General features: G+C 74.3%; 19 protein-coding genes and 1 pseudogene. 13 read left to right on the top strand and 7 right to left on the bottom strand.

What is annotated here, in order from left to right:
- Positions 1 to 907, top strand: a 907-nt coding sequence (locus tag F6X68_RS16160; RefSeq protein ID WP_151455057.1) for a phosphotransferase, incomplete at its 5' end; no start/stop codon positions are given.
- Between the two features lie 93 nt (positions 908 to 1,000).
- Here the strand turns inward: F6X68_RS16160 and F6X68_RS16155 are convergent.
- The 3 genes from F6X68_RS16155 to F6X68_RS16145 all read right to left on the bottom strand — a co-directional run bounded on the left by F6X68_RS16155 (position 1,001) and on the right by F6X68_RS16145 (position 6,332).
- A complete protein-coding gene (locus tag F6X68_RS16155; protein ID WP_225852242.1) occupies positions 1,001 to 3,637 on the bottom strand; it encodes a tetratricopeptide repeat protein in 2,637 nt (878 codons plus the stop codon).
- Between the two features lie 158 nt (positions 3,638 to 3,795).
- The gene (locus F6X68_RS16150; RefSeq protein ID WP_151455055.1) at positions 3,796 to 4,443 is read right to left on the bottom strand and encodes a response regulator transcription factor; all 648 of its coding nucleotides are present in this window, start codon (positions 4,441 to 4,443) and stop codon (positions 3,796 to 3,798) included.
- Complete coding sequence (locus tag F6X68_RS16145; RefSeq protein WP_151455054.1) at positions 4,407 to 6,332, bottom strand: sensor histidine kinase; 1,926 nt, start codon at positions 6,330 to 6,332, stop codon at positions 4,407 to 4,409. Before F6X68_RS16145 ends, F6X68_RS16150 begins: the two co-directional genes overlap by 37 nt.
- A 131-nt stretch (positions 6,333 to 6,463) precedes the next feature.
- Here F6X68_RS16145 and F6X68_RS16140 point away from each other — a divergent pair.
- Both F6X68_RS16140 and F6X68_RS16135 read left to right on the top strand, forming a co-directional pair.
- Positions 6,464 to 7,165 (top strand): annotated as a pseudogene (locus tag F6X68_RS16140) (ABC transporter ATP-binding protein); the annotation flags it as partial.
- Between the two features lie 29 nt (positions 7,166 to 7,194).
- Positions 7,195 to 7,938, top strand: a complete 744-nt coding sequence (locus F6X68_RS16135; protein WP_151455052.1) for an ABC transporter permease — start codon at positions 7,195 to 7,197, stop codon at positions 7,936 to 7,938.
- A gap of 90 nt (positions 7,939 to 8,028) precedes the next feature.
- Here the strand turns inward: F6X68_RS16135 and F6X68_RS33550 are convergent, their stop codons facing one another.
- A complete protein-coding gene (locus tag F6X68_RS33550; RefSeq protein WP_192581422.1) occupies positions 8,029 to 8,187 on the bottom strand; it encodes a hypothetical protein in 159 nt (52 codons plus the stop codon).
- Between the two features lie 79 nt (positions 8,188 to 8,266).
- On the opposite strand from F6X68_RS33550, the gene F6X68_RS16130 reads away from it, so the two are divergent.
- The 3 genes from F6X68_RS16130 to F6X68_RS16120 all read left to right on the top strand — a co-directional run bounded on the left by F6X68_RS16130 (position 8,267) and on the right by F6X68_RS16120 (position 11,245).
- The gene (locus F6X68_RS16130; protein ID WP_225852241.1) at positions 8,267 to 9,769 is read left to right on the top strand and encodes an MFS transporter; all 1,503 of its coding nucleotides are present in this window, start codon (positions 8,267 to 8,269) and stop codon (positions 9,767 to 9,769) included.
- Positions 9,770 to 9,806: 37 nt separating this feature from the next.
- Positions 9,807 to 10,400, top strand: coding sequence for a TetR family transcriptional regulator (locus tag F6X68_RS16125; protein ID WP_151455051.1), 594 nt, complete (start codon positions 9,807 to 9,809; stop codon positions 10,398 to 10,400).
- A gap of 107 nt (positions 10,401 to 10,507) precedes the next feature.
- Positions 10,508 to 11,245 carry a hypothetical protein gene (locus F6X68_RS16120; protein ID WP_151455050.1) on the top strand — a complete coding sequence of 246 codons (738 nt, stop codon included), beginning with the start codon at positions 10,508 to 10,510 and terminating at the stop codon, positions 11,243 to 11,245.
- A gap of 28 nt (positions 11,246 to 11,273) precedes the next feature.
- Here the strand turns inward: F6X68_RS16120 and F6X68_RS16115 are convergent, their stop codons facing one another.
- On the bottom strand, positions 11,274 to 11,951 hold the full coding sequence (locus F6X68_RS16115; protein ID WP_151455049.1) for an SGNH/GDSL hydrolase family protein: 678 nt from the start codon (positions 11,949 to 11,951) through the stop codon (positions 11,274 to 11,276).
- A 132-nt stretch (positions 11,952 to 12,083) separates the two neighbouring features.
- Between F6X68_RS16115 and F6X68_RS16110 the strand changes: the two genes are divergently transcribed.
- Together F6X68_RS16110 and F6X68_RS16105 are read left to right on the top strand one after the other, a co-directional pair.
- Entirely contained in the window at positions 12,084 to 12,575 is a 492-nt protein-coding gene (locus F6X68_RS16110) for a hypothetical protein (protein WP_151455048.1), read from the top strand.
- Positions 12,576 to 12,651: 76 nt separating this feature from the next.
- Positions 12,652 to 13,875, top strand: a complete 1,224-nt coding sequence (locus tag F6X68_RS16105) for an MFS transporter (protein WP_151455047.1) — start codon at positions 12,652 to 12,654, stop codon at positions 13,873 to 13,875.
- Positions 13,876 to 13,948: 73 nt separating this feature from the next.
- On the opposite strand, the gene F6X68_RS16100 is transcribed toward F6X68_RS16105, so the two are convergent.
- Complete coding sequence (locus F6X68_RS16100) at positions 13,949 to 15,184, bottom strand: MFS transporter (protein ID WP_151455046.1); 1,236 nt, start codon at positions 15,182 to 15,184, stop codon at positions 13,949 to 13,951.
- Positions 15,181 to 16,776 carry a class I adenylate-forming enzyme family protein gene (locus F6X68_RS16095; protein ID WP_151455045.1) on the bottom strand — a complete coding sequence of 532 codons (1,596 nt, stop codon included), beginning with the start codon at positions 16,774 to 16,776 and terminating at the stop codon, positions 15,181 to 15,183. Before F6X68_RS16095 ends, F6X68_RS16100 begins: the two co-directional genes overlap by 4 nt.
- Before the next feature lie 299 nt (positions 16,777 to 17,075).
- Between F6X68_RS16095 and F6X68_RS16090 the strand changes: the two genes are divergently transcribed.
- The 5 genes from F6X68_RS16090 to F6X68_RS16070 all read left to right on the top strand — a co-directional run.
- Complete coding sequence (locus F6X68_RS16090; RefSeq protein WP_192581423.1) at positions 17,076 to 18,350, top strand: SGNH/GDSL hydrolase family protein; 1,275 nt, start codon at positions 17,076 to 17,078, stop codon at positions 18,348 to 18,350.
- Between the two features lie 61 nt (positions 18,351 to 18,411).
- Positions 18,412 to 19,410: an alpha/beta hydrolase gene (locus tag F6X68_RS16085; protein WP_151455043.1), complete on the top strand. Its 999-nt coding sequence runs from the start codon at positions 18,412 to 18,414 to the stop codon at positions 19,408 to 19,410.
- Positions 19,410 to 20,534 carry an alpha-hydroxy acid oxidase gene (locus F6X68_RS16080; protein WP_151455042.1) on the top strand — a complete coding sequence of 375 codons (1,125 nt, stop codon included), beginning with the start codon at positions 19,410 to 19,412 and terminating at the stop codon, positions 20,532 to 20,534. Before F6X68_RS16085 ends, F6X68_RS16080 begins: the two co-directional genes overlap by 1 nt.
- A gap of 3 nt (positions 20,535 to 20,537) precedes the next feature.
- Positions 20,538 to 21,887: a PLP-dependent aminotransferase family protein gene (locus F6X68_RS16075; protein WP_225852240.1), complete on the top strand. Its 1,350-nt coding sequence runs from the start codon at positions 20,538 to 20,540 to the stop codon at positions 21,885 to 21,887.
- 67 nt (positions 21,888 to 21,954) lie between these two features.
- Positions 21,955 to 22,208 (top strand): hypothetical protein (locus F6X68_RS16070; RefSeq protein WP_151455041.1); only part of this gene is annotated, 254 nt, incomplete at its 3' end.

The raw sequence follows: 22,208 nt of genomic DNA, 5'->3' as shown, positions 1-22,208 counted from the left end.
GGGGCGGGCGCTGGTCTCGGTGCGGCGGCTGACCGGCGGCACGAAGAAGGGCGTCTACCGGCTGACCCTAGACGACGGGTCCACCGGCGTCGCCTACGTCTGGCACCCGGGGGAGGACTACTGGCCGGCGGCGGCAGCGGCACCCGACGACCCGTTCGGGCACGCCACCGGGGCCGGCCTGTTCACCGCGGCGCACCGGGAGCTCACCGCCGCCGGGGTGCGGGTGCCCCGGCTCCTGCTGCGCCCCACCGCGACTCTGCTGCCGGGCGAGGTGGCCGTGGTGGAGCACGTCCGGGGCGGCACCCTGCACGACCTGCGCCGGCGCGACCCGCGCCGCGCCGGGTCGGTGCTGGCTCGGCTGGGCGACGCCGTCCGGAACATGCACGCCCGGCATCGCGACCGGTACGGCCGCCCGGGGTTCGACACTGCGACGGCGGGGCGGTCGGTGGAGCGGCTCGTCCTCGACCGGGCGCTGCGCGACCTGACCGAGGCCGCCGCCCGGGTCGAGCGGGTCGCGGCCGTGCGGGACCGCCTCGCTGACGCCCTGGCCGAGCGGTACGCCGCCGTGGCGCCCCGCTCCCGCCATGGACTGATCCACGGCGAACTGGGCCCGGACCACGTGCTGGTCGACGACCGGGACCGCCCGGTGCTCGTCGACATCGAGGGCACCATGTTTTTCGACGTCGAGTGGGAGCACGCCTTCCTCGAGCTGCGCTTCGGCGACGACTATCCGGCGCTGGCCGTGCCCGGTCTCGACGAGGACCGGCTGCGCCTCTACCGGCTCGCGACCTACCTCTCGTTGGTGGCGGGCCCGCTGCGCCTGCTCGACGGCGACTTCCCCGACCGGGCCGGCATGCTCGACATCGTCGCGCACAACACCACCCGGGCGCTGGACCAGCTCGCCTGAGCCGTCCTGGGCCGAGCCGGCCGGGCTACGTCTGAGCCGTCCGGGCCGAGCCGGCCGGGCTACGTCTGAGCCGTCCGGGCCGAGCCGGCCCGGCTACGTCCGGGCGGCCCGGACGGCCGACGCCTCGGCGCGGATCCGGGCCGAGGCGGCCGGGTCCCCCGCCAGGCGGTGCGCCTCGGCAAGGGTGTCGAGCCCGATGGCCAGCCAACTCCGCGAGCCCACCCGCCGCCACAGGTCCACGGCGGCCTGCGCTCGCCGGCGGGCCTGCACCGGGCGGCCGGCGGCGAGCTGCGCCTCCGCCAGCGCGTACGCCGCCGCCGCCTCGCCCCACAGGTTGCCGAACTCGCGGTAGGTCCACTGGCTCCGCGCCAGCAGTCGACGTCCCTCGCCGTGCTCGCCCTGGCGGACGAGGACGTCGCCGAGCCAGCAGTTGGCGTGGGTCGCGGAGAGCCGGTCGCCGAGGTCCTCGCTGATCGCGGCGGCCCGTCGGAAGCAGTCGGCGGCGACCGGGTACGCGCCGAGGGCGCGGTGGCTCTGCCCCAGGCACCGCAACGCCTGGGCCTCACCGGGCCGGTAGCCGGCGGCCCGGCTCACCCCCAGACACTCCTCGAACCGTTGCCGGGCGGCGTCGACCCGTCCCTGTTCCAGGTCGATGACGCCGATGCCGTTGGTGGCGTAGACGAGGCAGTTCACGTTGCCGGTGGCCCGAGCCAGCTCGACGGCCTCCTCGAAGTGACGCACCGCCGGGTCGTACTGGCCGAGCAGCCGGTGCACGTACGCCAGGCCGGCGGTGGCGCTGGCCAGGAAGGCGGGGTCCTCACCGTGGGCGAGCAGCAGGGCCTGTTCGAAGTGGCCCAGCGCCTCCGGGTACCGGTCCAGGACCGTGGTGAGCTCGCCGAGGCAGCGGTGGAGCGCGGCGGCGCTGCGCTGGTCCGCGGCGTGCAGCGCGACCTTGAGCGCCCGGCCCTGGAGCCGTTCCCACTCGTCGAAGTGGCTGCGGACCTGGAAGAACGTGGTCAGCCCGGCGGCCAGCCCGGCGGCGAGTCCGGCGGTTGGCCCGGCGGCCGGTCCGCTCCCGGCGTCGTCGAGCGCCTGGTCGACCAGGGCGGTGAGGAAGCGGCGCTCGTCGTCGAACCAGGCCACCGGATCGGCGACGAACTGGTCGGTGTCCGCCGCCGGGAGCCGCCAGGACACCAGGTGGGCCGGTGGACTGCCCTGGAAGTCCGCCTTCAGGGCGTCCGCGGTCAGGTCGGTCAGGTGCAGGCTCGCGCTGAGCAGCCGGGTGAGCGCCTCCGTCCGGCTCTGCCGTGGCACCTCCCGCTCCAGCAGTTCCCGGCCGAGCAGGCGCACGAGGTCGTGCAGGCGGTAGCGGAATCCGCTGGCACCGACCGCCCCGATCTCGACCAGGTGCACCTCCACCAGGTCGTCGAGGACGGCTTCCGCGTCGGAGAGGGTGGTGTCGAGCAGTGCGGCCAGCGTCCACGCGGCGAAGTCCGGCCCGGGCGACAGGCTGAGCATCAGCAGGGCCCGCTGCGCCGTCGGGGTCATTCCCCGGTAGGTGAGTTCGAGGCTGGCCCGTACGGCGACGTCACCGACGGCCAGTTCGTCGAGCCTGCGCTGCTCGTCGGCGAGCGCCTGGGCGACCCTGGTCAGCGGCCAGTGCGGTCGGGCGGCCAGCCGCGCCCCGGCCACCCACACCGCGAGGGGCAGACCGCCGCAGGTCTGCACGATGAACCGGGCCGCGGCGGGCTCCGCGGCGGCCCGCTCGCGACCCAACATCTCACCCAGCAGCGCAAGCCCTGCGGCCTGGTCGAGGGTGCCCAGGGACAGCCGGCGGCTGCCGAGGTCCGCCAGCGTGGTGCGGCTGGTGACGATGGCGGCGCACCGACCGCCGTTCGGCAGCAGGTCGGTGACCTGCCGGGTGCTCGCCGCGTTGTCCAGGATGATGAGCATCCGCCGCTGTGCAAGCAGGGTGCGGTAGAGGTGGATCCGGCTCATCAGGTCCGAGGGCACCGTGCCTCCGCGCACGCCGAGCGCGCGCAGGAAGGCGCCGAGGACCGTGCTCGGCTCCAGCGGTTCGTCGCCGAACCCGCCCAGGTCGATGTAGAGCTGGCCGTCCGGAAACTGCGCGGCGAGCAGGTGCCCGAGGCGTACCGCGAAGGCAGTCTTGCCGACGCCGGCCGGCCCGCTGACCAGCATGGTCACCGGCCCGGAGGCGGCCAGGTCCAGCAGCCGACGCGTCTCGGACAGCTCGCTGTCCCGACCGACGAACAACGGCAGGTCCGGTGGCAGGAGACAGGGGGCCACCTGCCGCGCGGCCGGCCCGTCCGGGCGGAGGCCGGCGTGCCTGTCCGGCTCGTCCCCGGCGGGTGCCGCCGGGGACGCGGCTCCCGGCTCGGCGGACGGGTCGGGATCCTGTCCCGGTGTGCCCACGGCCGACACGAAGTGGTCGGGCAGGGTCAACGCGCGGCGGGCTTCCACCCACTCCCGTACCGCCGCCGGATCGCCGCCGCAGGCCCGCACCAGGGCGGCGACCACCTCCTCCGACGGCAGCGAGACCCGGTTGAGCGAGGTCGCGACGGTGCTCGCCGGCAGCTGGTCCCCGGCCCTGCGCGCCCGCCGCTCCAGCGCCCGGTAGGAGAGCCGGGACCAGGCCTTGACGCCGCGCAGCCGGGCGACGAACTCTGCTGCCGTCCGTGCCGTGCCGGGGCGAGGTAGCGGCGTCGTCACGGAGAGCATCCTATCGACGCCTGTCATGCCGGGCCCTCCGCATGGTCGGCCCGCCGGAGCCGTGCCGCCAGCGTCGGCGGTGGCGCGGGCCGCGCGGGCGTGCGGTGGCGCTGGCCGCGACTGTCTCGGTGGCGGCTCCACGCCGGGGAGCGCGGAGGTCAGGCGTCGTTGAGGTACGCGAGGACGGCGAGGACGCGGCGGTTGTCGTCGGACGACGGGGGGAGGCGCAGCTTGCCGAAGATGCTCGCGGTGTGCTTGCCCACGGCGCTCTCGCTGAGGAACAGCCGTTGCGAGATGGCGGCGTTGGAACGCCCCTGGGCCATGAGTTCGAGGACGTCCCGCTCGCGCGGCGTGAGGCGGGCCAGGGGCGAGGCGGTGCCGCTGGCCGCCAGCAGCTTGGCGATCACCTCGGGGTCCATCGCGGTGCCGCCCGCCGCGACGCGGCGCACGGCGTCGATGAACTGGTCGGCGTTCAGGACGCGGTCCTTGAGCAGGTAGCCGACCGCGCCGGCCCCGTCGGCCAGCAACTCCCGGGCGTAGAGCTGCTCGACGTGCTGGGACAGCACCAGCACCGGCAGGCCGGGGACGTCCCGCCGGGCGGCCAGCGCCGCCTGGAGGCCCTCGTCGGTGAAGGTCGGCGGCAGCCGCACGTCGACGATGGCCACGTCGGGCCGGTGCCGGGCCAGGGCGGTGCGTAGGGACGGCCCGTCGCCGACGGCCTCGGCGATGGTGAAGCCGTGGCTCTCGAGGAGCAGGACCAGCCCGTCTCTCAGGATGTGGAGGTCTTCGGCGAGGACGACGCGCACGGGATCTCCATGGTGACGACGGTGGGTCCGCCGGGCGGACTGTGCAGGGTCAGGGTTCCGTCGAATGTAGCGAGCCGCCGTTGGACGCCGCGCAGCCCGGTCCCCGCGGCCGGGTCGGCCCCGCCGGGACCGTCGTCGGCCACCACCACCTGGAGCACCCCGTCGCGGTACGACAGCGAGACGGAGATGTGGGCCGCGCAGCGGGCCGCGTTGGTGAGGGCCTCGCAGGTGACGAAGTAGGCCGCCGACTCGACCGGCGCGTCGAGCCGGCCGGGCAGGTCGACGTCCACGTCCACCGGCAGCGGGGTGTCGAGCGCGATCGCCCGGATCGCGTCGCCGAGTCCGCGTTCGGCCAGCACCGGCGGATGGATGCCGCGTACCAGGTCGCGCAGCTCTGCCAGCGCGGCGGCGGACGTCTCCTGCGCCTGCGCCAGCACCAGCCGCGCCCGCGCCGGGTCGGTCTCCATGAGCCGCGCGACGGCGGCCAGGCCGAGCCCGACGGCGATGAGCCGAGCCTGGGCGCCGTCGTGCAGGTCGCGTTCGATGCGGCGCAGCTCGGCCGCCTGCACGTCGACGGCGTCGGCCCGGGTGGTGGCGAGGTGCGCGACCCGCGAGGCGAGCACGGCGGCCGCCGTGGGGGTGAGCAGGAGCCGGTCCCACGCCAGTCGCAGCCTCATCAGCGGCCCGGCCAGGCCGAGCCCGAGCAGCGCCATGGCCAGCCCGAGGGGCATGCTCGCCCAGTCCGGTAACCACGACCCGACGAGGCCGACGTGCTCGAAGCCGAACCACAGGTAGAACGGGGTGACCCAGTAGCCGGTGGACAGGCCGATCGGCACCGCCCAGCTCGCCCAGGTCAGCGGCTGGCAGAACAGGGCGTAGAACCCGAAGCCGACCAGGACCGCCGGAACGAACGAGAGCGGGGCCAGGACGAGCGAGCCCAGTGCCCACAGCTGGTCCCGCCAGGTGGCCGGGTCGCCGAGCAGCCACCCCGGCCGCTGACCCTGGACGGCCGCCACGACATCGGTGTAGAGGACCCGCCCGACCCGGTAGTTGCCGTCCTCGCCGGGGCTGGGCGGCGGCGGGTACGGCCGGTACGGCGCGGGCAGGTCGGCGCCCGTCCACCGGCGGACGTGGCGTCGGTAGAGCTCCACCACCGACCGCGTGGCCGGCAGGGTGTACGGCAGCAGCCCACCCCACGACACGGCGGCGGTGAGCAGGTTGAGCAGCAGGCCGCCGAACGCGGCGAGGGACAGCCCGGCCAGGCCGGCCGTCCGCCAGGTCGCGGCCGACGCCCGGGTGACCCAGCGTCCGACCGCCGTCCGCGGCGGCTCGCCGTTCCCCAGCAGCACGCCGGCCCACAGCCCGTACGCCCGCAGCGCGCCCGGCGCGAGCAGGAACGCGGCCACGACGGCCACGGCGGCCACCGGCACCGACCACGCGGGCGGCCAGGGGGGCGACGCGAGCAGGAACCCGCCGGCCGCGATCAGCGCGGGTGGCACCAGGATCGGGACCGCGCCGGTGACCGGGGTGAGCATCAGCCACGCCCATTCCCGGCCGAGCGTCGGGTCCTTCGCGTGGTGGTCCAGCGTGAGCAGGAACGCCGGCACCCGGGGCGACCTGAACACCGTGTCCCCGTGGACGTACCAGCCGTCCGCGCGCCGGTGCGGTGCGGGTGGTGGCGACCGTACGGGCTCGGGGAGGTCCGCTCCGGCCCAGGCGCGGGCGAGCCGGCGGGCCAGCGCGGTCAGCCGGAACTGGCCGGAGAGGACGAGCGGGTAGGGGATCACCAGGGTGGCGGCGACCACGAGGAGGTACCCGTAGGCGAACCCGGCCGCGACCAGGACGACCAGGGCGACGCAGCGCGGTACGGCGAGCACGAAGCGGGTCACGGGTCGAGTCTTCGCCGCACCGACCGCCACCGCATCGGGGCAGGCTACCGACCAGGGGTGGGGCTGGGTACACCCCCATCGGGCGGCTGGACCCATTATCCGCGGCCGAGGAGATTCCTAGCGTTGCCGGCATGTCAGTCATCGAGGTGCGCAACCTCCGCAAGCAGTACGGCGACCAGGTGGCCGTCGCCGACGTGTCGTTGAGCGTGGAGGAGGGTGAGATCTTCGGGCTGGTCGGCCCGAACGGCGCCGGTAAGACCACCACCGTGGAGTGCGTCGAGGGGCTCCGGACCCCGGATTCGGGGACGGTACGGGTGCTGGGGCTGGACCCGTACCGGGACCGCGCGGCGGTGCGGCGGAAGCTGGGCATCCAACTCCAGGAGAGCCAGCTGCCGGACCGGATCAAGGTGTGGGAGGCGCTCGACCTCTACAGCTCGTTCTATCCGCACCCGGCCGACTGGCGGGAGCTGATGGACGAGCTGGGCCTGGCCGCCAAACGGAACACGGTGTTCGCGAAGCTCTCCGGCGGCCAGAAGCAGCGGCTGTCGATCGCGCTCGCCCTGGTCGGCAACCCGTCGGTGGCGATCCTGGACGAGCTGACCACGGGCCTGGACCCGCAGGCGCGGCGGGACACGTGGGAGCTGGTCCGGCAGGTCCGGGACCGTGGCGTCACGGTCGTGCTGGTGACCCACTTCATGGACGAGGCGGAGCGCCTCTGTGACCGGTTGGCGGTCGTCGTGGCCGGCCGGGTCGTCGCCGTCGACACTCCCCGCAACCTGATCGCGGGTGCCCAGGTGCCCGGCGTCGAACGGCCCACCCTCGAGGACGCGATCCTCTCCCTCACCTCTGCCAGGAGCCTCTGATGACCGCCCTTGCCAAGATCGTCCGCGTCGAGGCGAAGCTGTTCCTCCGGGATCCGGTCGGTACGTTCTTCGCCATCGCGTTCCCGGCCCTGCTGATCCTGGTGCTCGGCCTGGCCATGCCGGGGACCCGCGACCCGTCGGAGGAGCTGGGCGGCCGGCGTCCCGTGGAGATCTACCTGCCGATCACCATGACGTTGGCCATCGCGACGGTGACGATGGTGACGCTGGTGGCCGTGGTGGCCAGCTACCGCGAGCGGGGCGTCCTGCGCCGGCTGTCGACCACCCCGGTCTCGCCGATGGCGTTGCTCGTCGCGCAGGTGGCCGTGAACGTCGCCGCACTGCTCGTCGCCTGCGGCCTGGCCTGGCTGGTGGCGGCGACCGTCTTCGACGTCTCCCCGCCCGGCAACGTGGTCGGCTTCGTGCTGGCGTTCACGCTCGGGTCGAGCGCGATGTGCGCCGTCGCGCTGCTCGTGGCGGCGGTCACGCCGAGCGCCCGGGCCTCGTCGGGGGTCGGCCAGCTGATCTACTTCCCGATGATGTTCTTCGCCGGGGTGTGGACGCCGGGGCCGCTGATGCCCGACCTGGTGCGGAAGATCGCCGACTTCACCCCGCTGGGCGCCGCGTCCCAGGCCGTGCAGGACGCCTGGGCGGGCTCCTGGCCCACGCTGCTGCACCTGGCCGTGATGGCGGCGTTCACCGTGGTGCTTGGCGGGTTCGCGGCCCGCTACTTCCGCTGGGAGTGATCCGTCGTCGCGAGCGGCACGGCCCGTCGACGACGTCGACGCAACGGGGGACGGCGTCGTCGGACGGTCCCGGTCGGCGCGGTCACCGGGTCAGGCCCACCAGGGCGGCCAGGTGCGCCACGCCGGCCGGCGCCGGGCCGCCGCGCGCCACCTCGGAGCCACCGCCACGGCCCGGTCGGCGGCCAGCCGCGCCACGTCGGACTCGGCGAGTCTCACCAGCACCGACGCGGTGATCCGGTACGTCTGCACCAGCCGGACGGTTCGTCGTTCCGGTCTCCTCCCTGGTAAAACTGTACCGGCGGGACGGTTTAGTTCTAGGGAGATGCGGATGAGTGCGGCGTTGAGCCCCACGCGTCGCTGGGCGTCGCTGGCCGTACTGGTTGGCGCCGTGTCGTTGCTGGCGATCGATGCCACGGTGCTCTACCTGGCGGTGCCGTCGCTGACCGCGGAGTTGTCGCCGACGGCGACGCAGGTGCTGTGGATCGGGGACATCTACTCCCTGGCCCTGGCCGGTCTGCTGGTGACGATGGGGAACCTGGCCGACCGGATCGGGCGGAAGCGGTTGTTGCTCGTCGGTGCGGCCGCTTTCGGACTCGCCTCGGCGCTGGCGGCGTTCGCTCCCTCGGCGGAGGCGTTGATCGCGGCTCGTCTGCTGTTGGGCGTGGCGGGTGCGACGATCATGCCCTCGACGCTGTCGTTGATCCGGAACATCTTCACCGATCAGATCGAGCGGACGCGGGCGATCGCGATCTGGTCGGCCGCGGCGGCGAGTGGCATCGCGCTCGGCCCGCTGGTGGGCGGGGCGCTGCTGGAGCACTTCTGGTGGGGCTCGGTGTTCCTGATCAACCTCCCGGTGATGCTGCTCGTGCTGATCGTCGGCGGGTGGCTCCTGCCCGAGTCCCGCAACCCCGCCCCCGGCCGGTTCGACCTGATCTCCAGCGGGTTGTCGATGCTGACGATCATCCCGTTCGTGTACACGGTCAAGAAGCTCACCGGAGGCACGTTCGGCGTCACCGCCGCCGTCGCGATCGTGGCGAGCGTGGTCGGCGGGGTGCTGTTTCTGCGCCGTCAGCGGCGGGTCGACTCGCCGATGATCGAGGTGGACCTGTTCCGCAATCCGGCGTTCAGCGGGGCGGTGCTGGTGAACTTCATCTCCGTGTTCGCCCTCAGCGGCGTCCTGTTCTTCTTCTCCCAGTACCTCCAACTCGCCCGCGAACTCAGTCCCCTGCGGGCGGGACTGGCGCAACTGCCCGCGGCGGTAGCGGCGATGGCTGCGGTCGCGGCCGTCGGGTTCCTTCTCACCAGGCTCGGGCGGGGACGAGCCATCGCCGTCGCCCTGCTGACCGGGGCTGTCGGACTGGCGATCCTGGCCGCGCTGGAAGGCAGTGAGCAACTGGGCTGGGTGCTGCTCGCCGTGGTCCCGCTGGGCCTGGGGATCGGCGTGGCCGAGACCCTCAGCGTCGACGCCGTGGTGTCCGCGGTCCGCCCGGCCAAGGCCGGCGCGGCGGCGTCGGTCGCGGAGACCGCCTACGAGCTCGGCGTCGCCCTCGGCATCGCCATCCTGGGCTCCGTCATCACCGTGCTCTACCGCTTCCACCTCACCCTCCCCGCAGGTGTCGCCGACGGGGTTGCGATCCGGGCCGAGGACTCGTTGGCGGCGGCCGACACGGTCCTGGACCCCGGCAGCGCGGCGCTGGAGGCCGCGCAGGAGGCGTTCGTGTCCGCCATGCAGGCAACTACCCTGATCGCGAGCGCGGTCATGGTGATCGCCGCGATCGTGGCCTTCACGCTCATCCCGAACGACAGGGACGCTGCGCCAGCGGAGCACTGACACCCCGGGTTCGTACCGGGGGAGGAAGGACGTCATCGTGGCACGGACCGCTGGGCGCAGCGCAGCCGAGACAAGACGGCTCATCCTGGACGCTGCCGCGCGTCTCATCAGCAGGCATGGCACCGCGGTGCCCGTCTCGGACATCGCCGAGGCAGCCGGCGTGTCCAAGGGCGGTCTGCTCTACCACTTCCCGAACAAGGAAGAACTCCTCAGCGGTCTGGCCAACCATCTGATGGGCCAGTTCCGACACGACGTCGAACAGGCCGCGGCCGAGGAGGAGGAAGGAATGCCGGGCAGGCTCACGAGGGCGTACATCCGCGTGAGCTTCGCCCACGCCGGCGACCTCACCGGGCTACGTGACCACATCGCCCTCGCCGCGCATCTCATGTTCGAACCCGGCCTGGATGCGCTCGCACAGCAGGACGCGCAACAGTGGCGGGAGGCTCTCCTCGACGACGGCCTCGAACCCACGATCGTCCGCATGGTCATCGCCGCCGCCGACGGCAGCAACAGCGCACCCCTGTGGGGCGCCATCCTCGACGACGCCGACCGCGACCACCTGGAAGCGGACCTGATCGCCCTCACCTACCGCGACCACGTCCAGGTCGGCTCGCGGAAGACCGACATCTGATGGCCCGCCGACGGTTCCGCGTCGATGCCGGCAGCGTCGGGCTGCCGATCGCCGCGCCGACTTATTGACGTGGTGCGACCGGAGACCGTCCTGGTAGGAAGGCGTCCATGCGTACCGTCGTGGAGCCGCTGCGGGCACGGCCGCGCCCGGGTGACCAGATGGACCGGCTGTTCGCGGGCGGCTGGCCGGCGTTCATCACGGCCGACCGGCAGGTCGGCCGGTACCTCGGCCGGGTGCGGGAGGTGTTCGCCGACCTGGAACTCGTGCTGCTCGACGGCGACGGCGACCTCGTCGCCGCAGGGTGGGCGGTGCCGCTCCGCTGGGACGGCGACCCGGCGCACCTGCCCGAGGGCTACACCGACTCCCTGCGCCGCGCGGTCACCGGCCACGACCGCGACGAGGCCCCCGACACCCTCGTGGTGATGGCCGCCCAGGTGCGTTCCGACCTGCGTGGCCAGGGCCTGGCCGGCGACCTGCTCACGGCGCTGCGGTCGGTGGCCGAGCAGCGCGGCTGGTCGCGGGTGATCGCCCCGGTGCGGCCCACCCTCAAGGCGCGTTACCCGCTGACCCCGATCGAGCGGTTCACCACCTGGACCCGGGAGGACGGCTCCCCGCTCGATCCCTGGCTGCGCACCCACTGGCGGCTCGGGGCCCGGCTGATCGCCATGGCGCCCCGGTCGCAGACGATGACCGGCACCGTCGCCGAGTGGCAGCAGTGGACCGGCCTGGTCTTCCCCGACAGCGGGGACTACGTCATCCCCGACGGTCTCAACCTGCTGCGCGTGGACCTCGACCGCGACCAGGGCACCTACATCGAGCCGAACGTGTGGGTCCAGCACCGCTGAGCCGCGTCACCGGCTGGTCGACGCCGGGTCAGGGCGCGAGGTGGGCGCCGAGGCGGCGGACGGTCTCGGCGGCGGCGACCGCGTCGCTGCGGGCGCTGCCGTGCCGGCCGTCGCTGCTGTACATCGTCGGGTCGGCGGTGAGCGGGTGGTCGGTGAGCCGCACGTGCAGGGTGCCGTGCCGTTCCGCGAGGGCCCCGGTGTGCGCCGAGAGCCGCCGCATCCGCTCGCCGAGGCCGGCGCGGTGCCGCTCGGGCACGGCGGGGCTGAGCGAGACGTCGAACATCCCGACGGTGATCACGTCCGCCCCGGCGGCCTGTAGCGCCTCGATCATGGCGGTCAGTTCGGCGTCGACCGCGTCGGCGTCGTACCCCCGCGTGAAGGCGTCGTTGCCGCCGCAGACCACCAGCGCCAGGTCGGGGCGGAACGCCAGCGCCGGGGCGAGCTGGGCGGCGCGCACCTCGTGCGCCCGCAACCCCCGCAGGCCCAGATTGAGGTACGCCAGCTCCGGCCGGACGGCGCGCAGCTCGGCGGCGATCCGGTCCGCCCACTGCACGTCGGGATAGCCGTCGACGGGCTCGCAGAGCCCCTCGGCCACGCTGTCGCCCAGCACCGCGAAGCGCCGCCACGGGTGGTCGCGCAGCAGCGCCGCGCTCTCCCCGTCGCGCAGGCACCACGGATCCGTCGCCTCGGCCAACGTCGATGGCATGCCGGCACGTTAGCCGACGTCCGGGGGCCGGAGAAGGGCCGGGCGGACTGATGCGACGCTACAGTCGGTCGGCTTCCGGTGCCCGGCTGCCACGGACGACGCGCGGTCCGCGTGTCAATGTAGCGTTGACATGTGACCCCCGAGCTGAGCGAGCTGTCCACCGTCACGGCCGACCGCGCGCGGCTGGACGAGCGGGAGCTGGAGCTGATCGACCGCGCGCGTCACCTGGGTGCGACGTGGGCTCAGATCGCCGCCGCGCTCGGCTTGGGCAGTCGGCAGGCCGCGGAGCAGCGCCGGCAGCGCCTGGTGGCCGCGCGGCGGTCGCGGCGGCAGGAACGGGATCTCGGATACTCGGCCCGGATCGCGGCGATCCGGGGCGCGGTCTTCGACCTCCAGCGCTGGATCGACGCGGACCGGCGGTGGGATGCGCGGTTCCGGCGCGCGGCTCTCGTGAGGAGGACCGCCGAGGCGGCCCTGGACGCCGATCCGGGCTCGCTGTACGCGCTGGCGTCGCTCCTCGCGGCCGACCTGGCCGACCTGCCCGACATGGAAGGTGGACGGTTGCCGGCACCGGTGCGGGCCGCCGCGTCGACTCTGGACGACCTGCTGTCAACGACACATTGACGAGTCGCGGCAGTATTGCCTGGATCTCACTCAAGGTTGAGGATTTGAGCCGATATGACTCAACCTTGGAGGACCCGTGCGCCGCAACGCCACGCTGTTCATCGCGATCTCGCTGCTGTCGGGCTTCGGCAGCAGCGCCATGTCACTGGTCGCCGGGATCTGGATCCTGGACCTCACAGGCTCCGTCAGTCTCGCGGCCCTCGCCGGCCTCTGCGTGTACGCCCCGGTCCTCGGCGGCCCCTGGCTGGGAGCTCTGCTCGACCGGGCGCCAAGGCGATCGCTGGTCATGGCCGTCAACCTCGCGTTGTCCGCCGTACTGCTCAGTCTCCTCGCGGTACGAGGGCCGGACCAGACGTGGCTCATCTTCCTGGTGTCCTGCGCCTACGGCCTCAGCTATGTGCTGATCGACGCGGGCGAGTCGGCGCTGCTGCCCTCCGCGCTGTCGCCCACGGAACTCGGAAACGTCAACGGCTGGCGTTCGAGCGCCCAGGAGGGCATGAAGCTCGTGGCGCCCCTGGTCGGCGCGGGCCTCTACGCGTGGCGCGGGGGCCACGCCGTCGTCCTGCTCAGCGCGGCGGCGCCGGTCCTGGTCGCCGTCCTGTACGCGGCCGTACGGCTGAAGCGGCTGCCACCCGTCCGGCCGGCCGACCGGCCTCGCGGCGTACGCGCGGGACTCGCCGTCCTCTTCGCGCATCGGGCGCTGCGTGTCACCGTCGTGCTCGCCGCCGTGTCGATCGCCATGTCCGGCTTCACCACCGCTGCCAACTACGCGATCGTCACCACCGGGTTGGGCCTACCGACGACGTTCCTCGGCGTGCTGCTCAGCGCGCAGGGGGCCGGGTCCGTCGTCGGCGGCCTCGTCGTCGGCCGGCTCCTCGCGCGGTCGAGCCCGGTCACCGTGGGCGTGGCCGGCACGACGCTCTTCGCCGTGAGTTGCCTGGTGCGCTGCCTGCCCTGGTGGCCCGGCACGGTTACCGCCTCCGTCGTCGCCGGCATCGGCCTGCCCTGGGCCCTCGTCGCCGCGGTGACCGCGGTGCAGACGCACACGCCGACAGCGATGCTCGGCCGGGTGTCCGGCACTGCCAACACCGCGATGTTCGGCCCCGTCGCGCTGGCGATCCCGCTCGGCTCCGCCATCGTCCACTTCGGCGAACGCCTCACGCTCGTCGCAGCCGCCGCGATCTGCCTGGCTTGCGTAGCCGGCGCGGGCCACCGGCACCGGACGTGGCGACAGGCCGAGCGGGCCTCGGCGGTGCCTCCCCGGCCGAGTGACCGCCTCCACGCCGGCGCCCCCTGGTAGGCCGGGTGCTCGCCCGTCTCCGGCAGACCCACGCGTTCCGGCGTACGTCCTCCCAGGTGGCCGTGGCCCGACCCTACGCCCGGCCCACGACACCCGGCGCCCGCTCGGCCGGCGCCGCCGTCGACTGTGGCCGCAGGCCGGGCAGCAGCGGCAGCAGGGTGACCACGAGGGAGAACGCCGCCATGACCAGCAGGGCGGGGGCGAGGCCGAGCGCGGTGGCCGACCAGCCGCCCAGCAGCGCGCCCAGCGGCAGGCCCGCGAACGCCAGCGACCCGGCCAGCCCGATCACCCGGGTCTGCAAGGCGGCCGGCACCCGCTCGTAGATCGCCACCCCGAGCAGCGGGTTCACCGCCGCGATGCCGATGCCGGAGGCGAACGTCACCGCCAGCACCACCGCCAGCTCCTCGCTCAGCGCCAGGACCAGCAGGCGCGGGGCGCCGCCGAGCGCCGCGCCGACCACGAAGGTCAGGTACCGGGGCAGCCGGGGAGCGTACGCCGTGAACAGCAGGTTGCCCAGCAGCGCGCCGGCCGAGAACGCCCCGAGCAGCAGGCCCAGCCCGGCGGGGCCGCGCAGCACGTCGGCCACCCAGAGCGGGATGTAGACCGCGATGCTCGCGTTGACCGCCATGTTCAGCGCCGAGATCACCAGCAGCATGGTCAGCAGCATCCGGTCGCGGCCCAGGTGGCGGAACCCGCCCGCGAGCGCGCGCAGGTAGCCCTCCGGCGCCGCCGGTCCCGTCGCGGCGGCCGGCGGCCGGACCAGCAGGCCGACCAGCAGGGCGCAGGCGGCGAAGCTGGCGGCGTCGATGAGCAGCGCCTGCGTCACCCCGAACCACCAGACGAGCAGGCCGCCAAGCCCCGCGCCGAGCAGGGTGACCAGCCGGCCCAGCCCGTCGTAGACGGAGGTCAGCCGGATCAGCCGCACCCCGGCGGCCTCGGCGACCGGGCGGAACATCGCCTGCTTGACCCGGTCGCCGACGCCGCGCAGCGCGCCCACCAGGGCGACCAGCGCGAGCAGCGCGCCGAAGCCGAGCCACGGGGTGAGGGCCACCGCCACCATCAGCCCCGCGCTGCCGGCGTCGGCCAGGATGGCGGTGCGGCGCAGGCCGATCCGGTCCGCCCAGGGCGTGCCGAGGGCGCTGGAGAGCAGGTAGGGCAGCGTCTCGGCGGCGGCCACCGCGCCCATCTTCGCCGGGCTGCCGGTGGTCTCCAGCACCAGCCAGGGCAGGGCCACCACCGATATCCGGCTGCCCAGGTTGGAGATCAGGTCGGCGGCGACCAGGACGGTCAGTTCCCGCCGGGGGGTCACGTCAGGCTGCCGATCGACGCCTCCGGGTGCTCGACCGACGACGGATGGTCCGCGGCGTACCGGGTCCGCAGCGCGCGCTTGTCCACCTTGGCCGAGCGGTTGAGCGGCAGCCGGTCGACGAACGCCACCCCGCCCGGCGCCCAGGTGTCGCTGAGTTCGGCGGTCACCAGGTCGATCAGCTCCCCGGCGGTCACCGTCGCGCCGGGCGCCGGCACCACGTAGGCGTACGGCAGCTCGCCGGCCGCCTCGTCCGGTACGCCGATCACCGCCGCCGCCCGCACCTGGGGGTGTCCCGCCAGGACGTCCTCGATGGGGCGGCAGTGGATCGGCCAGCTGCGCCGCCGGGTGAGGATCCGGTCCTGCAACCGGTCGACGAGGTAGAGGTAGCCGTCGGCGTCGAGGTGCCCGACGTCGCGGGTGCGGACCCAGCCGTCGACAAGCGTCTCGGCGGTCAGTTCGGGCTGGCCGTGGTAGCCGGCGAAGCGCAGGCCGGTGTGCACCCACACCTCGCCGTTCTCACCGGGCGGCAGCACCGTGCCGTCCTCGGCGCGGATCTCGACGCGCACGTCGCCGTAGGGGCGCCCGCAGGAGCGCAGCCGCTGCGGGTGCGCCGGGTCGTCGGTCAGCCCCGGCAGGGCGGTGACGACGACGGCCTCGCTGAGGCCGTACACGATCCGCAGCACCGGGCCGAAGCGCGCGATCGCCTGGCGCAGCCGGGCGGGCGCGGCGGGCCCGGCGCCCACGTTGAACATGGACATGGCGGAGAAGTCCGCGCCGTCGAGGGCCGGGTGGTCGAGCACCTCGTAGAGCATCGGCGGCGTGACGAAGGTCGAGTTGATCCGCTCCCGGTCGACGGTCCCGATGAACCGCGCCGGGTCCCAGCCGTCGCGCGGGAACAGCACCCCGCCGGTGAAGAGGTTGAACAGCGTGGTGATCTGGCCGCTGGCGAGCCACATCGGCGAGTGCGACAGGTGTCGCAGCGGCGGGTGCCCGGCGGCGCGGAAGTCGGCGGCCAGGGCGAGGATCTGCGCGTAGAAGCTCTCCCGGTGGTGCACCAGCTTCGGGGTGCCGGTGGTGCCGCTGGTCTGCAGGAACGACTCCGGCGCCGGCACGTCGGCCGGCAGCTCGACCGCCCCGGCGCGCGCCGCCGCGGCGAGGAGGTCCGGGCCCGCGCCGCCCGGGCCGAGGCAGAGCACGGGTACGCCGGACAGCCCGGCGGCCAGCTCCGGGCCCTGCCCGGCCGGGTCCCGGGCGTCGAAGACGAACGCGTCGGGACGGGCCAGCCGGACGAACTCGTCGACCTCCCGGCGGGACGTCACCGGGGCGACCCACATCGTCCGGCAGCCCAGCAGGTGCAGGGCGAGCTGCACCAGCGGCCCCTCCACCGGGTTGCCGAGCGCGAGCAGCACCGCCTGCCCCGGCCGTACGCCGTGCCCGAGCAGCGTCGCGGCCAGCTCGCGCACCCGCGCGGCGACCTCGGCGTAGCTGAGCCGGTGTCCGTTTCCGATCAGCGCCTCCCGGTCGCCAAAGCCCGCGAAGAGCTCCAGCGCCCGGTGCACGTAGCCGGCCCGTCGTTCCGCTCGGTCGGTCATCCGACAGCCCCCTCGCCGCAGAAGTGTGGCCGTGTGCCGGGCGGCCCGGCACGGCGCGGCGGCCGGGCGGGCGCACCGCCGCCGTCCGTGAGCGTAGGTACCACCGACTGTCACCGGACAGAGCCTGAACGGCGCTCCGGGCGGACCGGAGGACATTTGATCGCGTCGATCAGGTTGATTGACGGTCGTGAAACGGGACGGCTAGGTTTCTGGACCATCGTCCAGGCGGTGCCGTCAGCGGACGGCCCTGGGCTGCCAACGATGGAGGTTCAATGTCGACTCCGAAGAGATGGCATGTCATCACGGCCGCGGCCACCCTGCTCGTCGCCGGCGCCCCGGCGATGGTGGCCAGCGCCGGTCCGGCGGACACCGGGGCGTCCCACCGGCGCACGGTCTGGGCGGGCAGCTGGGCCGCCGCGGTCACCAGGGGAAACGCGACCGGCCTGACCAACACGGGCCTCAACGACCAGAGCGTACGGATGGTCGTGCACACCACCGTCGGCGGAGAGCGGTTCCGGGTCCGGCTCAGCAACTCCCACGGCGAGCAGGCCGTCCGGGTCGGCCGCGCCACCGTCGCGAAGCCGAACACCGCGACCCCCGACGACCTGTCCGACATAGATCCCTCAACCTTGCGGACGCTGACCTTCGGCGGCGCCACCTCGGCCACCATGAACCGGGGCGCCGAGCTGGTCAGCGACCCCGTCGCGCTGCCCGTCGGCGACCAGCAGGACCTCGTGCTGACGGTGCACTTCCCGACCCCCACCGGGCCGGTGACCTTCCACGGTCAGTCCCGGCAGACCAACTTCATCGGCGCCAGCGACCTGACCTCCGCCGCCGGCGGGGCCGGGTTCACGATCCGACCGAACTGCTGCTGGTTCTTCCTGTCGGGCATCGACGTGCAGCGCCGGCACAGCCCTGGCTCGGTGGTGGTCTTCGGCGACTCCATCGCCGACGGCAACGGCAGCACCGTCAACGCCAACAAGCGCTGGCCCGACCTGCTCGCCGACCGGCTCGTCGACGCCCGCCCGGACGTACGCACCCCGGGGGTGCTCAACCTCAGCCTCGCCGGCAACCGGCTCAACCACGAGGGCCCCGAGCCCGGGGCGGGCGGCTTCCCCGGCTACCACGAACTCGGCCCCAACGCCCTGGCCCGGCTCGACGAGGACGTCTTCGCACAGACCGACGCCCGGACCGTGATCACCCACCTGGGCATCAACGACGTCTGGATGTCGGGCGACTCCGCCGAACAGATCATCGCCTCGCTGCGGCAGGTCAACCAGCAGGTGAAGGCGCGCGGCCTGCGCAGCCTCGTCGCCACGCTCACCCCGTACGAGGGGCACGGCAACCCGGGGGTGTGGACGCCGGAGAAGGAGGCCACCCGGCAGGCGGTGAACGCGTGGCTGCGCGGCAGCGACGAGTTCGACGGGCTGCTCGACTTCGACCGGGTGCTGCGCGATCCGGCGCAGCCGGGCCGGCTGCTGCCCGCGTACGACTCGGGCGACCACATCCACCCGAACGACGCCGGCAACCAGGCGCTGGCGAACGCCGTACCGCTGCGACTGCTCGGCCTGTGACACCGGCGCGGGCGGCGGGCGACCCCCGCCGCCCGCGCCGCCATACCCGAGGAGGGCCCGCGTGAGCGTCCATCCGCAGGTGGCGGCGTACCGGGCCGCCCGCGCGGCGGCCGGCACCCCGCCGCTGTACACCCAGACCCTGGCCGAGGCCCGCGCCGCCGACCTCGCCGCGATCCGCGCGGGCGGCGGCGCGGTCGAGCCGGTGCACGAGGTACGCGACACGCGCGTGCCCGGCCCGGCCGGCGACCTGCCGGTGCGCATCCACCGGCCGGCGGGGGAGGGGCCGCTGCCCACCCTGGTCTACTTCTTCGGCGGCGGCTGGACGCTGGGCAGCGTCGACACCGCCGACGGCATCTGCCGGCGCCTCGCCAACGCGGTGCCCTGCCAGGTGGTCACCGTCGGCTACCGGCTGGCCCCGGAGCATCCCTTCCCCGCCGCCGTGCACGACTGCCACGCGGCCACCGCGTGGCTCGCCACGCACCCGGAGGAGTTCGGCGTCGACCCGGAGCGCGTGGCGGTCGGCGGGGACAGCGCCGGCGGCAACCTCGCCGCCGCCGTCACCCTGCTGGCCAAGGAGCGCGGCGGGCCCCGCCTCGCCGCGCAACTGCTGGTGTACCCGAACACCGACCAGAGCGCCGTACCCGACGGCGACGGCGAGGACCCGCTGCTGTTCAACCGCCGCTCGGTCGCCTGGTACCGGGGCCACTACCTCACCGACCCGGCCGACGCGCGGCACCCGCTGGCGTCGCCGCTGCTCGCCGCGGACCTGACCGGTCTGCCGCCGGCGCTGGTGATCACCGCCGAGCACGACCCGCTGCGCGCCGAGGGGGAGCGGTACGCGCACCGGCTGCGCGACGCCGGGGTGCCCACCACCCTCACCCGGTACGCCGGCATGGTCCACGGTTTCCTCGCCATGCCCGCAGCATTCGACGACGGCCACCGCGCCCAGGACCAGGCCGCCGCGTTCCTGCGCGGCCGGCTCGGCAAGCCGGGCGGTGTATCGGCCGGCAGTGCGGCGACCGCCAGTGGGGGCGGCGCCGGTGGGAAGGGAGACCGGTGATGGTGGAGGGCGTACTGCCGAAGTCGGACCTGCCGGTGGCGCAGCCGTCGCCGGCCAGCCTGGCCGACTTCGCGGGGCTGGCCCGGGCGGTGCTGCCGCCCGACGTGTGGGACTACGTCGACGGTGGCAGCGGCGCCGAGACGACGCTCGCCGCGAACCGCCGCGCGTTGGACCGGGTGGCCGTGCTGCCCCGGGTGCTGCGCGGGGTGCACACCCCCCGCACCGGGGCGCGGCTGCTCGGCGCGTCGTACGCCATGCCGGTGGCCGTGGCGCCCATGGCGTACCAGCGGCTCGTGCACCCCGACGGGGAGCTGGCGCTGGCCGCCGCCGCCCGCGCGGCCGACGTGCCGTACGTGGCCAGCACCCTGAGCAGCGTGCCGATCGAGCAGATCGCGGAGACCGGCGCGACGGTCTGGTTCCAGCTCTACTGGCTGCGTGACCGGGGCCTGGTCGCCGACCTGCTGGAGCGGGCGCACGCGGCGGGCTGCACGGCGCTGACGGTCACCGTGGACGTGCCGATCCTCGGCCCGCGCCGACGCGACGTGCGCAACGCGTTCGCCATCCCGCCGCAGGTCGTGGCGGCCAACCTGCCGGCCGGCCGGGACGACCTCGCGCACACCGCCACCCCGGGGGTCTCCGCCATCGCCGCACACACCGGCGAGGTCTTCGCGCCCGCGCTGACCTGGGCCGACCTGGAGTGGCTGCGCGGCCGTACGGCCCTGCCGCTGGTGGTGAAGGGCGTGCTGGACCCGCGCGACGCGGAGCTGGCGGTGGCCGCCGGCGCGGACGCCGTGGTGGTCTCCAACCACGGCGGCCGGCAGCTTGACGGGGCGCCGGCCACCGCGACCGTGCTGCCGGAGGTGGTGGCGGCGGTGGCGGACCGGTGCGAGGTGCTGCTGGACAGCGGCGTGCGCGACGGCGTCGACGTGCTGCGCGCGCTCGCCCTCGGCGCGCGGGGGGTGCTGGTCGGCCGGCCGATGCTGTGGGCGCTCGCCGCTGGCGGCGAGGCCGGGGCGCGTACGGCGCTGGCGCTGCTGGCCGGCGAGTTCCGTGACGCCCTCGCGCTGGCCGGCTGCGCCGACCCGGAGGCGGCCCGCGAGCTGCGCGTGATCAGGGAGGGCTGACCGGTGACGGAGACGGTGGACCTGCGCGTGGCCGACCTGCACCCGGCGGTCGACGACCCGGCGCTGAACTCGATGAACTTCCTCAACGAGGTGGCCCAGCACTACCCCGACGCGGTGTCGCTCGCGGCCGGCCGGCCGTACGAGGAGTTCTTCGACGTCGCGGCGCTGCACCGGCACCTGGAGACGTTCCGCCGGCACCTGGCCGACGACCTGGGGCAGAGCCCCGCGCAGGTGCACCGGACGCTGTTGCAGTACGGCCGCACCAAGGGCATCGTGCACCACCTCGTCGCCCGCAACCTCGCCGTCGACGAGCAGTTGACGGTCGACCCGGAGGCGATCGTGGTGACCGTCGGCTGCCAGGAGGCGATGTTCCTGGTGCTGCGGGCGCTGCGGGCCGACCCGCGCGACGTGCTGCTCGCCGTCGCCCCGACGTACGTGGGGCTGACCGGCGCCGCCCGGCTGCTGGACCTGCCGGTGCGGCCGGTGCGGGGCGGCCCCGCCGGGATCGACCTGGCCGACCTGCGCGAGCAGGTGCGCCTCGCCCGGGCGGCGGGGCTGCGCCCGCGCGCCTGCTACGTGATGCCGGACTTCGCCAACCCGTCCGGGACCAGCATCGGCCTGGCCGACCGGCGGCGGCTGCTCGACCTGGCCGCCGAGGAGGACCTGCTGCTGCTGGAGGACAACCCGTACGGTCTCTTCCCCGCCGCGGAGTCCGGTCGGCTGCCGACGCAGTCCGGTCGGCCGCCGGCGCTCAAGGCGCTGGACACCGCGCGGCGGGTGGTCTACCTGGGCTCGTTCGCCAAGACGGTGCTGCCCGGTGCGCGTGTGGGCTACGTGGTCGCCGACCAGCGCGTCGCCGGCGCCGACGGCACGGTGGGGCTGCTCGCCGACCAGCTCGCCAAGATCAAGAGCATGGTCACGGTGAACACCTCGCCGATCGCCCAGGCGGTCGTCGGCGGGGCGCTGCTGGAGCACGGGTGCAGCCTCGTGGCGGCCACCGTCCGGGAGCGGGCCGCGTACGGACGCAACCTGCGCCACCTGGTCGACGGCCTGGCCCGGCGCTTCCCGGCGGGCACCTCGCCGGTGCGGTGGAACGTCCCGGCCGGCGGGTTCTTCGTCGTGGTCACCGTGCCGTTCGGGGTCGACGACGCGCTGCTGCACCGTTCCGCCCGCGAGTACGGCCTGCTCTGGACGCCGATGGCGCACTTCTACGACGACGGCGCCCCGGTCGACGCGCTGCGGCTGTCGGTCAGCGCCGTGACCCCGGAGCAGATCGACCTCGGGCTGGACCGGCTGGCCGCGCTGGTCGCCGACGAGACGGCCCGCCGGGCGGCGAACGCCGAGGTGGGATGACACAACGCGTTCACCGCATGGCAAAGCGCGACTGCCCGTGTTTCGCCGTCCTGGGTGGACACTCATAATGGACGCCATGGTCGCCTGGGAGTACGCGTTGCTGGTCCGCCGTTATCAGGGGCAGGGCCGCGCCTTTCACGTCAGCTTCACCTGGTACGGCCCGGACGGGTCGCGCCGGGACATCACCGCGTACGGCGACACGGCGATCGCGCACCTCAACCGGGCCGGCCGGGAGGGCTGGGAGCTGGTCTCCGCCGCCGAGGACGTGAACAACGTCCAGGGCAGCACCGAGGTGCACCGCTACCACCTGAAGCGGCCGGT

This window comes from Micromonospora sp. AMSO12t (assembly GCF_008806585.1).
Taxonomy (GTDB): Bacteria; Actinomycetota; Actinomycetes; order Mycobacteriales; family Micromonosporaceae; genus Micromonospora; species Micromonospora reichwaldensis.
This window is presented reverse-complemented; position numbering and strand designations above follow the sequence as displayed.

Excerpts from the sequence above, each read along its gene's own strand:
- F6X68_RS16135 (WP_151455052.1), top strand. The coding sequence starts at position 7,195 with ATGACCGCCCTTGCCAAGATCGTCCGCGTCGAGGCGAAGCTGTTCCTC.
- F6X68_RS16095 (WP_151455045.1), bottom strand. The coding sequence starts at position 16,776 with ATGACCGACCGAGCGGAACGACGGGCCGGCTACGTGCACCGGGCGCTG.
- F6X68_RS16080 (WP_151455042.1), top strand. The coding sequence starts at position 19,410 with ATGGTGGAGGGCGTACTGCCGAAGTCGGACCTGCCGGTGGCGCAGCCG.
- F6X68_RS16130 (WP_225852241.1), top strand. The coding sequence starts at position 8,267 with ATGAGTGCGGCGTTGAGCCCCACGCGTCGCTGGGCGTCGCTGGCCGTA.
- F6X68_RS16120 (WP_151455050.1), top strand. The coding sequence starts at position 10,508 with ATGCGTACCGTCGTGGAGCCGCTGCGGGCACGGCCGCGCCCGGGTGAC.
- F6X68_RS16115 (WP_151455049.1), bottom strand. The coding sequence starts at position 11,951 with ATGCCATCGACGTTGGCCGAGGCGACGGATCCGTGGTGCCTGCGCGAC.